At 31.4% G+C, this 13,053-nt stretch carries 15 protein-coding genes; 7 read left to right on the top strand and 8 right to left on the bottom strand.

All coding sequences use genetic code 11. The features are described 5' to 3' along the window. Window positions 1-15: 15 nt before the first annotated feature. The 6 genes from HSX10_RS06305 (at window position 16) to HSX10_RS06280 (ending at window position 4,928) form a co-directional block, all read left to right on the top strand. Window positions 16-519 carry an LptE family protein gene (locus HSX10_RS06305; RefSeq protein WP_173587355.1) on the top strand — a complete coding sequence of 168 codons (504 nt, stop codon included), beginning with the start codon at window positions 16-18 and terminating at the stop codon, window positions 517-519. A 4-nt stretch (window positions 520-523) separates the two neighbouring features. Further along, window positions 524-1,471 carry a DUF8458 domain-containing protein gene (locus HSX10_RS06300; protein ID WP_173587354.1) on the top strand — a complete coding sequence of 316 codons (948 nt, stop codon included), beginning with the start codon at window positions 524-526 and terminating at the stop codon, window positions 1,469-1,471. A 2-nt stretch (window positions 1,472-1,473) separates the two neighbouring features. Continuing rightward, window positions 1,474-1,806: a preprotein translocase subunit SecG gene (gene secG, locus HSX10_RS06295; RefSeq protein WP_173587353.1), complete on the top strand. Its 333-nt coding sequence runs from the start codon at window positions 1,474-1,476 to the stop codon at window positions 1,804-1,806. A 169-nt stretch (window positions 1,807-1,975) separates the two neighbouring features. Then, window positions 1,976-2,251: a co-chaperone GroES gene (locus HSX10_RS06290; protein WP_173587352.1), complete on the top strand. Its 276-nt coding sequence runs from the start codon at window positions 1,976-1,978 to the stop codon at window positions 2,249-2,251. An 87-nt stretch (window positions 2,252-2,338) separates the two neighbouring features. Then, a complete protein-coding gene (groL, locus tag HSX10_RS06285; RefSeq protein WP_173587351.1) occupies window positions 2,339-3,967 on the top strand; it encodes a chaperonin GroEL in 1,629 nt (542 codons plus the stop codon). Between the two features lie 109 nt (window positions 3,968-4,076). Continuing rightward, window positions 4,077-4,928 (top strand): phosphatase PAP2 family protein, encoded by an 852-nt coding sequence (locus HSX10_RS06280; RefSeq protein WP_173587350.1) that lies wholly within the window; start codon window positions 4,077-4,079, stop codon window positions 4,926-4,928. A gap of 34 nt (window positions 4,929-4,962) precedes the next feature. Here HSX10_RS06280 and HSX10_RS06275 read toward each other — a convergent pair whose 3' ends face one another. From HSX10_RS06275 to xrtF, 7 genes are all read right to left on the bottom strand, one after another. After that, entirely contained in the window at window positions 4,963-5,898 is a 936-nt protein-coding gene (locus HSX10_RS06275; RefSeq protein ID WP_173587349.1) for a YeiH family protein, read from the bottom strand. A gap of 73 nt (window positions 5,899-5,971) precedes the next feature. After that, a complete protein-coding gene (locus HSX10_RS06270) occupies window positions 5,972-6,856 on the bottom strand; it encodes a LysR substrate-binding domain-containing protein (protein ID WP_173587348.1) in 885 nt (294 codons plus the stop codon). A gap of 117 nt (window positions 6,857-6,973) precedes the next feature. After that, a complete protein-coding gene (locus HSX10_RS06265; protein WP_173587347.1) occupies window positions 6,974-7,330 on the bottom strand; it encodes a heavy-metal-associated domain-containing protein in 357 nt (118 codons plus the stop codon). A 97-nt stretch (window positions 7,331-7,427) separates the two neighbouring features. Beyond that, entirely contained in the window at window positions 7,428-9,668 is a 2,241-nt protein-coding gene (locus HSX10_RS06260; protein WP_173587346.1) for a TonB-dependent receptor, read from the bottom strand. Window positions 9,669-9,736: 68 nt separating this feature from the next. After that, window positions 9,737-10,150 carry an HYC_CC_PP family protein gene (locus HSX10_RS06255; RefSeq protein ID WP_173587345.1) on the bottom strand — a complete coding sequence of 138 codons (414 nt, stop codon included), beginning with the start codon at window positions 10,148-10,150 and terminating at the stop codon, window positions 9,737-9,739. Window positions 10,151-10,200: 50 nt separating this feature from the next. After that, complete coding sequence (locus tag HSX10_RS06250; RefSeq protein WP_173587344.1) at window positions 10,201-10,629, bottom strand: exosortase F system-associated membrane protein; 429 nt, start codon at window positions 10,627-10,629, stop codon at window positions 10,201-10,203. Next, window positions 10,622-11,173 (bottom strand): exosortase family protein XrtF, encoded by a 552-nt coding sequence (gene xrtF / locus HSX10_RS06245; RefSeq protein WP_173587343.1) that lies wholly within the window; start codon window positions 11,171-11,173, stop codon window positions 10,622-10,624. Before xrtF ends, HSX10_RS06250 begins: the two co-directional genes overlap by 8 nt. A gap of 114 nt (window positions 11,174-11,287) precedes the next feature. On the opposite strand from xrtF, the gene HSX10_RS06240 reads away from it, so the two are divergent. After that, entirely contained in the window at window positions 11,288-11,743 is a 456-nt protein-coding gene (locus tag HSX10_RS06240) for a GAF domain-containing protein (protein WP_173587342.1), read from the top strand. 14 nt (window positions 11,744-11,757) lie between these two features. Here HSX10_RS06240 and HSX10_RS06235 read toward each other — a convergent pair whose 3' ends face one another. Next, window positions 11,758-13,011, bottom strand: a complete 1,254-nt coding sequence (locus HSX10_RS06235; protein ID WP_173587341.1) for an ABC transporter permease — start codon at window positions 13,009-13,011, stop codon at window positions 11,758-11,760. Window positions 13,012-13,053 lie beyond the last annotated feature (42 nt).

Genomic DNA, 13,053 nt, shown 5'->3' with positions numbered 1-13,053 from the left:
TTAAATACATAAAGCATGAATACTTTCAAATACATTATAATAACTGCCATTTGCCTTGCATGCATTAGCTGTAAAGTCAACTATTCATTTACAGGAATAACAGACACACCAGAATCATTTCAAGTCAATTTCTTTCAGAATACCGCAGATATTATAGAGCCTGGTTTAGACCAATTATTCACTAATTCACTTCAAGATTATATATTAAATCAAACAAGTGCAGGTTTGGTATCATCAGGTGGCGAGGTTATATATGAAGGTGAAATTGTAGAATATCGTATTTCTCCAATGACAGCTACAGCAGATAACACAGCTGCCCAAAACAGACTTACTATCAGCGTTAATGTACGTTATATAAACACTAAAGATGAAGAGAAAGATTTTGAACGCAGATTTTCATTCTATTATGATTATCCTGCAGCAGACCAACTTTCAGGTAGCATAAAAGCTACAGCTTTTGATGAAATATTAGAACGATTAACTCAAGATATTCTTAATGCTTCTTTAGCAGATTGGTAATATTATGCAGCTTCAAGAACTTACATATCTATTACAGCACCCAGAAGCCGTTACAGCATCTCAAACCGAGGTACTTGCTTCGGCAATTAAAGAACACCCTTATTTTCAACCTTTAAGAGCATTATATCTCAAAGGTTTAAAGCAAAAAGAAAGTTATAAGTACAATAACACTTTAAAAACAACAGCTGCACACACCACAGATCGTAGCATTTTATTTGATTATATTACATCTGAAGTTTTTAATCAGAATGCAATATCAGAACAGATTAAGAAAAATATTGAAGACATTAAGTCGGTTGAAGTCAACACTATTGAAGATATTTCGGTTCATAAAAGTGTAACTATAGATGATGTTTTAAAAGAACAAATTAAAGCAACCGAAGGTGTTTTAGACCCTAATTTATTTGAAGTAAAACCAATGCCTCCAATAAAATTAGAAGTTAAAACAGGAAGTATTGAAGATTCAATCATCACTAAGAATGTTAAAAATAACACTCTAGAAAAAGAACTCAACATTGGTAAGCCCTTAGAGTTTGATAAATCTGAAAATCATTCTTTTTCTCAATGGTTAAAAATTACAAGTTTTAAACCCATTGTACGTGAAGAAGCAGAAACAAAAGTAGAGAATAAACCTAAAAATGAAGAGTTAAAACAAAAAACACAGACTCCTCTACAAAATAAATTAGCCATTATAGACAAATTTATAAGTGATAATCCTAAGATTAAACCAGTGTCTAAAAATGCTCCAAAACCCAAACTAGTTAACAATGACAGCGACATTTCAGACAGTTTAATGACTGAAACTTTAGCTCGGATTTATTTAGAACAAAAGAACTATGATAAGGCAATTCAATCTTACAAAATTTTAAGTTTGAAATATCCAGAAAAAAGTAGTTTCTTTGCACACCAAATAAAATTGGTAAAAGAATTAAAAGATAATAATACAATATAAAGATGAGTGCATTTACAATATTCCTAGTCCTAATCGTAATCGTTGCCTTTTTACTTATCGTAGTAATTATGGTACAAAACCCTAAAGGTGGAGGATTATCATCATCATTTGGTGGTGGTGGAACTCAACAATTAGGTGGTGTAAAGAAAACAGGTGACTTTTTAGATAAAAGTACATGGTTTTTAGCTACAGCATTAATTGTTTTAATCTTAACATCTAATTTAACTATCGGATCTGGTGGTGGAACTGAATCTAAAGCATACGATGCAGATGAAGCTACAGAAATGCCTGTAACACCAACTGCACCAGTAACAAACGATACTACTGCAGAATAACTAAAACGTTACTCTTCAAAAAATATTTAGCCAACTTATTTAAGTTGGCTTTTTTTATGCCCACAAATTTCGGCAGACGTATCTGAAACTTTGTCAGATATTCTCTATTGGCATAATTTTCGAATATTATTAATTACAAATAAAATAATTAACTAAAAAACATATAGTAATGAGTTTAAACATTAAACCTTTAGCAGATCGCGTTCTTGTAGAACCTATGCAAGCTGAAACAAAAACAGCTTCAGGTATCATTATTCCAGATAATGCAAAAGAAAAACCACAAAAAGGGACTGTTGTTGCTGTTGGAAATGGTAAAAAAGACGAACCTTTAACGGTAAAAGTTGGAGATACTGTACTTTACGGAAAATATGGAGGAACTGACCTTAAATTAGAAGGAACAGACTATTTAATGATGCGTGAGAGCGATATTTTAGCAATTATTTAATTGCAGAATCTCAAAAAGCATAATTAAATTCTCTAATTAAAAATAAATTGATTTCTGCAATAGTAGAAATTACAAATAAAATAAATTATGGCAAAAGATATAAAATTTGATATTGAAGCACGCGACGGTTTAAAACGTGGTGTTGATGCTTTAGCAAATGCAGTAAAAGTAACTTTAGGCCCAAAAGGTCGTAATGTAATTATCGGAAAATCATTTGGTGCACCACAAGTCACTAAAGATGGTGTTTCTGTAGCGAAAGAAATTGAGCTTGAAAACGAGCTTGAAAACATGGGAGCGCAAATGGTAAAAGAAGTTGCTTCTAAAACTAATGATTTAGCTGGTGATGGTACAACTACTGCTACCGTTTTAGCACAAGCTATTGTTAAGGAAGGACTTAAAAATGTTGCTGCTGGTGCAAATCCAATGGATTTAAAACGTGGTATTGACAAAGCTGTTGAGGCTATCATTAAAGATTTAGAAAAACAAGCTGTAAAAGTTGGTAGTGATTCTGATAAAATTAAACAAGTTGCTGCAATTTCTGCAAACAACGATGATACTATCGGTGATTTAATCGCTAAGGCTTTTGGTAAAGTTGGTAAAGAAGGTGTTATCACTGTTGAAGAAGCTAAAGGAATGGAAACTTACGTTGACGTTGTGGAAGGTATGCAGTTTGACAGAGGTTACTTATCTCCTTACTTCGTTACAGATTCTGATAAAATGATTGCTGATTTAGAAAATCCATACATTTTATTATTCGACAAAAAGATTTCTAACTTACAAGAAATTCTTCCAATATTAGAACCTGTAGCACAATCTGGTCGTCCATTATTAATCATAGCAGAAGATGTAGAAGGACAAGCCTTAGCAACTTTAGTTGTAAACAAATTACGTGGTGGATTAAAAATAGCAGCGGTTAAAGCTCCTGGTTTTGGTGACAGACGTAAAGCAATGTTAGAAGATATCGCTATCTTAACAGGTGGTGTTGTTATCTCTGAAGAAAGAGGTTTTTCTTTAGAAAATGCAGATCTTTCTATGTTAGGTACAGCAGAAACAGTAACAATCGACAAAGACAATACAACAATTGTTAATGGAGAAGGTAAAGCTGAAGATATCAAGGCTCGTGTGAACCAGATTAAAGCTCAGATTGAAACGACGACTTCTGATTACGATAAAGAAAAACTTCAAGAACGTTTAGCTAAATTAGCTGGTGGAGTTGCTGTACTTTATGTTGGTGCTGCATCTGAAGTTGAAATGAAAGAAAAGAAAGACCGTGTTGATGATGCTTTACATGCTACTCGTGCTGCAGTAGAAGAAGGTATTGTTGCTGGTGGTGGTGTTGCTTTAGTGCGCGCTAAACAAGTTTTAGAAAAGATTTCAACTGAAAACTTAGACGAAACTACAGGTGTACAAATCGTAAACAAAGCAATTGAAGCTCCATTACGTACTATTGTAGAAAATGCTGGTGGTGAAGGTTCTGTTGTTATCAATAAAGTATTAGAAGGTAAAAAAGATTTTGGATACGATGCTAAATCTGAAACTTACGTAGATATGCTTAAAGCTGGTATCATTGATCCTAAGAAAGTAACTCGTATTGCTTTAGAAAATGCAGCTTCAGTAGCTGGTATGATCTTAACTACAGAATGTGCTTTAATAGATATTAAAGAAGATGCACCTGCAATGCCAATGGGCGGAGGCGGAATGCCAGGCATGATGTAAGCGTAACACTTATTATAAATAATTGACTTTGTACAATTATAATTTAAAGCCTTTGATGAAAATCAGAGGCTTTATTATATTTGTCCTTTTTTAAACACTAATAAATATTATGACTGAAGTAATAAATAAGATCACAATTTTATGTTTATTCTCATTAGTATCCTTATCGCTCTTTTCTCAAACTGATTCTACCTCAACAATTTCTAAAACAGGTAAAGCTTGGAACAATTTAAAGTACGATGCTAAAATAACAGCCAAAGGTATTGGGCATTCTTTTACGAGACCTTTAAGCTGGAAAGGTAAAGATTTTGCTACATTAGGTGGTGTGGTTGCTGGTACCAGTTTATTATATTTAAGTGATAAAGAAGCTAATCGTATTTTTTATAAACAAGGCGTTGGTGCTCCACAAGTCTTAAAAGACTTTGGTTGGTACTTTGGGAGTCCACAAAACTTCTTTATGGTTTCTACAGGTATTTATGGCTTTGGTCTATTAACAGATAATGAAAAAGTAAGAAAAACTGGTGTATTAATCTTTTCGTCTGCAATTACTACAGGAATTATTCAATCTATTTCTAAAACGGTTGTTGGTAGAGCAAGACCAAACAGTGGTGACTATAATGAGTTTGAACCATTCAGTAACAAACCTGGTTTTCATTCATTTCCATCTGGACATAGTGTTTTATCATTTACCATGGCACACTCTATAGCCAAACAATTTAGTAATATTTGGGTTAAATCTGGTATTTATGCTATTGGTTCTATCGCTCCTATTTCAAGATTATGGGAAGAAGCACATTGGTTAAGTGATGTTGGTTTAGGTATGGCTATAAGTGTAATCGTTGTAGATAGTATTGATAATTTTATGACTGGAAATAATTCTTATTCAGACTCGAAACCAAAAACTGTAAGCTGGCGTATTAGTGCTGGCATGAGTACTATTGGTGTTGTTGGTACTTTTTAAATCGATCTTTTCAACTCTAAAAAGATTAAATACTTTATTCATAAATATTCAAATTCAGAATATAAATTAATGAAAATATTGAGATAAAAATCCATAATGAAGAAGCTAAAATAATTGGTTTAACTCCTGAGGATTTTAAATCTTTCACTGAAATTGTAGCCCCTACAAGAAACAACGTAGCAATTAATAAACGTTTAGACATTGTAACAATAAAATTTGTTGCTGGTTCAGGTAAAATATGATAACTATTTATTATAATAGCTCCGATAAACAGGATAATAAAGTAAGGTATTTTAATTTTTTCTCCTTTCGTTTTAAAAAGGAACATTGAAAAAATTGATAATGGAATAATCCATAAAGTTCGCGATAACTTTACTGTTGTTGCTATTCTTAGAGCTTCATCACCGTAACCTATTGCAGCGCCTACTACAGAACTGGTGTCATGTATAGCAACGGCACACCATAACCCAAATTGCTCTTGCGTTAAGTTTAATAAATGTCCCAACGCAGGAAAAACAAATAAAGCTATAGAGTTTAATAGAAATACAATTCCTAAAGCAATACTAATCGTTTTACTTTTCGCCTTAATAACCGGTGAAATTGCAGCTATAGCACTACCTCCGCAGATAGCGGTTCCTGAAGTAATAAGGTGACCCAATTTTAAATCTACTTTTAATATTCTTGTAAGAGACAAACCTAACCCTACGGTTAAGAAGATTGAAAATGCTGTTAACCCTAAACCTTCTTTACTTGTTTCTAGTGTTTCTTTAAGTAACATTCCAAAACCTAAACCTACTACAGAAATTTTCAGCAGATAATTTATCGCTTTGTGACTAAAAGATTGAAATGGATTATTAAAAATCAAGGTAAATACAAACCCTAAAACTAATGCCGTAGGACTATTTAACCATCCTAAAAGGGCAGATACAATTAATAGGGCGTAAATTATTTTTGAAAAAGAAGTTTTCATATCTTTTATTATTTGATACAAAAGTAACTTTAAGAAATAACTATTAAGGACATTAATTTGTTATCACAAATAACTAAAAGTTATAGTTGTTTCTAATGAAATTTTCAAAAAACAGAATATTACTCGATTGATACCCTGTTCGCTTCACAAAGTAAAACCAACGTTCTATACTTAGATCTGTAATGTCTATTATTTTTAATTTATTATGCAGTAGATCATTATTAATAGCACTGACTGAAAGCAATGCGTAATGATCTGAGTGGTATAAATAATTTTTTATAGCTTCTGTACTACTTAGAGAAACAACAGTATTCAACGTTTTTATGCCGTTTTGTTTTAAAAACTCTTCAATTACAGCTTTTGTACCCGATCCTTTTTCGCGCTCTATTAAAGGAATTGTTTGTAATGTTTCAATATCAATACTTCCTTTTTTAAATGTATTATTATTCACATTGGTTACTAAAACAATTTCATCTTTTATAAATTTTTCAAAATGCAATTTAGAATTGTTAGTTCGGCCTTCAGTAATACCAAAATCAATATCTTCATTCAATAACAAATCTTCTATATGAGATGAATTATCACTAATAATCTCAAATTTAGTTTGAGGAAACTGAATTCTAAACTTGGCAATTACTTTTGGTATAATATAGTTTGAAAGCGTTGTACTAACTCCGAAGCTTACAAAATCTGGGAATATCTCTTTCTTATGAAGAAATTGTTCTTCCATTTCAGAATAGATGGCTAATATTTTATTGACATATAACAGAAACGACTTTCCTTCTTCTGTAAGCTCTATTGAATTGCGTTTTCTTACAAAAAAGGTTGTTTTATATTCTTCTTCTAAATTCTTTATGGACTTTGAAACCGCAGGTTGAGAAATAAATAATTGCTCCGCTGCCTGGGTAAAACTCAAATGTTTAGCTACAATTTTGAATATGTGTAATTTAGTTTTCATAAGCGATATTCAACTTTTAATAAATGAGTATTTCAAAGGTATTGTTTAGTAACAACACTGCATAAAAAAGCCCGAATTTAAAATTCAGGCTTTTTTAAAATTATTGATTTTATTCTATTACTCGTCTTTATGGTCGTCAATTACCGCTTCATCACGATAGCGACAACAAGGGTGAACAGAGTTATATTGTTCTTTTGTTGCTTTTATTTCTTTGGTATCATGACCAACTGAAGCAACTTGCTTGGAAATCGTCTCTAAATCTGTTTTACGCGCATCGTAAATTAATTTTAACTCATGTGTTTTAATAGTCCAAACTGCAGACTTTACACCTTTTGTTCTTATCGCTGCTTTTTCGATACGTTCTTTACACATCCCGCAAACACCATCTACTTCAATACTTGCCTTTGCATTTTTATTTTGAGCAAATGCTATTGTTGTTAATAATAGCGAAAAGATTAAAATTACTTTTTTCATATTGTTTTGTTTTTTGTTAGTCCTGAGAAGACAGGAAACTAGTTCTTTTTAAATTGATTTTTTATTTATAAACTTTTTCTGCAATCACAGAGATATACTAATTCATTCTAAATCGCAACCCTGCGTAATACATACTTCCATAAATTGGACCATACACAAAATTACTATCAAAATTAGAGCCAAATGGATTATCTGCACTTATAACAGGATTATCTTGTCTTACGTTTGTTACATTTTCTCCACCTAAATATAATTCAAACTGAGGAGAAAATACCTTAGTAACTTGTAAATTAAGAGTTCCTATTGTTGGTGTTTTATCTGATACTTGGTATTGAGAAGGACTTAAATCTGTACTAGAAAAACGCTGTGCACTTAACCAATTAAAAGTCGTATCAAACTTCCAATGTGCACCATTTGTTTTAACCTCTGTTTCGTAAGACGCATTAGCAAACACACGATGCTTTGGTATTAATGGTTTTTCTAATTCACCTGAGTTATAATCTGTTTTAATATCATAGAACTTATATGCGGTCCGTATGTCAAAACCTTTAAACACATTATAATTAAATTCAAATTGAAAGCTATTAGCGTAACTATCTCCATCTAAATTATAGAAATTAACTTCATAAGGATTTTCCCAATCTACAACCACTTGATTCTGAAAATCTGTTCTGTAAAAATCGAAAGTAACATCTGCTTTTCTATCAAATAAATTGAAGCCTTGCAAATAACTTATACCGTAATTCCATGCGATTTCTGGATCTAGTCCATAAATTTCACCACCAGAGCTTAATATATTAATCTGCCTAGAGCTTGAAAACATATTTTGGTTTTCAGCAAAAATATTAGCACTTCGTTTCCCTCTTCCTATAGACGCTCTCAAAGCTGATTTTTCCCAAGGTGTATAACGAACATGTAAACGCGGCGTTACAAAAAAGCCTAATTTATTATGCTGATCTACCCTTACTCCTGCCGTCATGGTTAGCTTATCTAAATTATCGTAAGCATATTCAAAAAAACCACCAACTGAGTTTTCTGTTCGTTCGTAAGCAGTTGTGTTTACCAATTCATCATAATGATCGTATGTAAAGCTTACACCCGTTTTCACTTTATGGCGCGAATCTGAAATAATGGTATTGTAAACTATATTAGAATAAAAGCTATTATGCTGAATATCATATAAGTTTAACCCAAAATAAGAATCTTGTTTATGATGACTAAAAGCGGTTTGAAAACCAATACTTTGGTAAGGAATTTCAGGGTTTACATACCCTAATTTTGTTGTAACCTCAAAACGTTCAGTATCTATTTCACTTCCCCAAAAGTTAGTCGTTCCTTTATCTGTTTCAGGATCAAAATCAACTTGTCCGGCTTGTTTTTCGTCATTTAAGTATCTTAAATTAATAAAACTTACCAATCCTTTTTCGGGATTAGTATACTGCCAACGGTTCATTACATTTATCTGATTATAGATGGGCATATCCATAAATCCATCATCATTTACATCATGTTTTTCTTGATGTGTGTTACCGTGTAAGTACAAACCTGTACTCCACTTATCCGATACCTTTGTATTGAAATGTGTATTTAATTCTAATCGTTCACTAGATGCCCCATAAAGATTTACAAACAATTTATCATCTGTAGTTGGCTTTACTAATTCAGCATTAATCTGGCCTGCAATACTTTCAAAACCATTAACAACACTTCCTGTTCCTTTTGTAATTTGAATACTTTCTACCCAAGTACCAGGAATAAAACTTAGCCCATAAGCTTGAGAAGCACCTCTAATTGCAGGAATATTTTCGGTAGCAATTAATATATAAGGTGATGTTAATCCTAACATTTTAATTTGTCGTGTCCCAGAAACGGCATCTGCAAAATTAACATCAATAGAAGGATTGGTTTCAAAACTCTCTGCAAGATTACAACAAGCTGCTTTTAATAATTCGTCACTCGTTACGGTAAATGTATTTGTAGCTTGTAAATAAGATTTACGTGTAGCTTGTTTACGAGATGAAATTTCTACAGCATCTAATTCTTCACTTGCCTGAAGTACGTGTCTAATGTTTTTATTTTCATTTATAGTAATCGTATCGGTTTTAAAACCAACATAACTTATAACTAATTTGTTATAAGAAAACTTATAGGGTAACGAAAATGTTCCGTCCTCTGCTGTGATAGCTCCAATAGACGAATCTAACCAATATACATTGGCGCCAGGTAGCGGCATTTCTTTTGTACTACTTGTTTCTAATATAGTACCTGTTAATTGTTCTTGTGCAATTGCCACGTAAGACAATAACACAAAACTTATAATAAAATATGTTTTTTTCATTTATTTGATATGTATGTATAACTAATAGCACATAAGTATGTGCCTCCTTTTTTAAGGGTTATACACTATCAAATAAGGTAAGTTTCATCTAAAACATATATGTCTTTGATGAGTTTGGGTGGTGAATAGTTTTTATGAGGAATTACAGCATTAGGTAACTCTTCAAAAAGATTAATGTAAGAATAACTATAAGCTATAAGCACTAGCTTTTGTACATCATGAAAGTCGTCAAATGATTTTGTAACTAATTTATTGACACCTTTAATAACTTCTTTCTCATTTTTACAGCATGATTTTTCTACCATGCCATCTTGATCCATCTTCATATCTTGCATTCCACATATTTCAGCTTCTGAAAATATGGCTACATCGATTAAAGTATCTCCACAGAAATGCTTCTCAATCGTTAATGACAACGTTGAAAACAATACCAAAAATGATAAAGCAATTGAAAAAATTTTATGTGTGTTTGAAAATTTCACAGTGTAAAATTACAAAATTCTTGAATACAATATAATCAAATATTAGAGTATTAACGATTCTGTCTGTAATAATAAAATGCTGGCAACAATAAAATAACACCTAAAGGTTGAATTAAAAAGCGTCTGATATTAAAAAACAAATAGTAATCTTCTTGGCGTGGATTAATAACAAAGTATAAAAAAGGAATTAGCAATAACACATAAGCAACGGTATATATTAAAACTGAAAATTTAATAATACTAGCATCTCTAAAAATAACAAATAAAATACCTAAAGAAATAATTGTATTCAATAAAAAACGAAATGTTGTAGACAAAACAAGTTTTGCTATTTCTCGTCTTGGACTATCTAAATACAAATAATCGTTTTCAAAAAAAGTTAAGTACGGATCGTAAAATAACACATCTTCAAAAGCTCTGATTAATACTAAGAGTAAGACTAGAATTCCGATTAATAATAGTTTTAAAAAATTACTCATCTCTTTTTTTATTATTTGAAAATCGATTTACCCAAATCATCCAAAGTAAAAAAATTGCTCCATAAATAAGCATTGGAAATATTACAGTATGTAAAATATCTCGCCTCCAAGGATAGTGATACAATCCTATAGATAAAATTACGATCCTTATGAGATTGAAAGCATATATCATGATGCTTCCGGCTAAACCAAATAATATAGTTGTTTTTAATTTTCCTGAAAAAGCAATAATAAAAGATAAAAACAATATAATAACACTTACACCATTACATCCTTCAATGATTCTTGCTATATATTTCCCATTGATTATAACTTTCATTGAAGGTTCGTCAGGATGTGGTAAAACCTGAGAATCGTAGCCTATGGTATTCATTACAGAATTAGTTTGCTCAGCAACTAAATTTGTTAAATAATCTGGATAGTACCTACTACCATCAGATATATTTAAATACAAATTATATCCGACAATCAAGACGCCATAGACAAGTAAAAACTTGACTATAAATCGAATAACTGACTTATATTTCCTTAAAAGTGCTTTCAAAATTACCCTGTTATTAGTTTGGTGATAAATTTATAAAAACGGTAATTTAAAATAGTGTATTTTAGATACTTTTGCAAAAAGTTTTTATTTAATTAAACATTCATCAATTTTACTATGACATTTCAAAACTTAAAATCAGAAGTTAAATCAATTATTTCTCAAGAAAACCTTAGTGTTGATCAACGTTTATTAAAAATCTGTGAAGCTCTAGAATCCAACATAAGCTATTACAATTGGGTTGGCTTTTACTTTAAAAATGGAAATAAAGACGAATTAAAGTTAGGACCTTACGTTGGTGAACCTACAGATCACGTTATAATTCCATTTGGAAAAGGGATTTGCGGCCAAGTTGCTATAAGTAATCAAAATTTTGTAGTTCCAGATGTCGCTGCTCAAAATAATTACATTGCTTGCAGCATTAGTGTAAAAGCAGAGATTGTTATCCCAATTTTTGTAAAAGGTGAAAATGTTGGACAAATAGATATTGACTCTAGCACTCCAGATCCTTTTACTGAGGCTGATGAACGCTTTTTAGAATATGTTTGTAAGAAGGTTGCTTCTTTATTATAAACCTTTACTAAAACTTACATTCCTGTTCTAATAGCTTCAACCGGATCTAAACGAGAGGCTCTTAAAGCAGGAATCACACCTGAAACAAGACCAATTATAGAAGAGATAAAAAATCCAAGTAACATGTTTTGTATTGAAAGTACAAACTCAAAATCTTCGGTAAGACTACTTCCTATTAAAGTTCCTATCCAAACCAGAAATAAACCTACGACGCCTCCTACAACAGCTAAAATTACAGCTTCAAATAAAAATTGAAATAATATAAATTTATTCTTAGCGCCTAATGATTTTTGGATTCCAATAAGATTGGTACGCTCTTTAACACTTACAAACATAATATTAGCAATACCAAAGCCTCCAACTAAAAGAGAAAAACCACTTATTACCCAACCTATTAAGTTTAGCATTCCTAACATTTCATCAATAGCACCTTGTAAACCTGCTATAATGTTTATAAAAAAGGTATCTATATCATCTGGTTTTAAACCTCTTTTATATCTCATAATTTGAGTTATCTCAGCTTTTAACCCTTCTATATCTGCATCTTTTTTAGGTTTAATAATTGCCATATACATTGTATAAGGATTATTATCACCATATCTATTTCTATAATAGTTAGCTGGTAGAAAAATAGAAATATCATTACTATCACCAAATAAGCCAGAACCTTCTTTTTTAACAACTCCGATAACCGTAAACTTCTGCCCGTATAATCTTACTTTCTTTCCTATAGGTTCTAATTCTCCAAAAAGAGATTTAGCAATTTCAGAACCTATAACAACAACGGCTTTACCAGAATTAGACTCCGATTCATTATAAAATCTTCCTTTTTCAAATTCTAAAACCTGAATATCTGTAAACTCACTTGAAACAACAACAGTATTTACACTACTAACTAATTCAGATTCATATCTAATATTTTCACGTTTTACGCCTAATTGTAAAGCCACATGATCTACTTCTGTCAATGAAGACTTTAAACTTTTATATTCATTATAAGAGACCTGGTCAAAAGTTTCTCTTTGCCAACGTGGTACATCTGATGGCCCAAAAGAGCGATTAACAACATACATTGTATTACTATCTAAAGAACTTAATTGTGAGCTTATGGTCTTATCTAAAGAATCTACCGCTGCTAACACAGCTATAATGGAAAATATACCAACAGTTACACCTAAAAGAGACAAAAATGTTCTGAGTTTATTGTTCCGAAGTGCATTTAATGCAAATGAAAAACTCTCTTTTAGTAAACGTAAATAGACCAGCATGTAAAAGTTGTTTTTTATGATAAACTTATCTCAATTTACTCT

The sequence above is a fragment of the Winogradskyella undariae genome, from assembly GCF_013285155.1.
Taxonomy (GTDB): Bacteria; Bacteroidota; Bacteroidia; order Flavobacteriales; family Flavobacteriaceae; genus Winogradskyella; species Winogradskyella undariae.
This window is presented reverse-complemented; position numbering and strand designations above follow the sequence as displayed.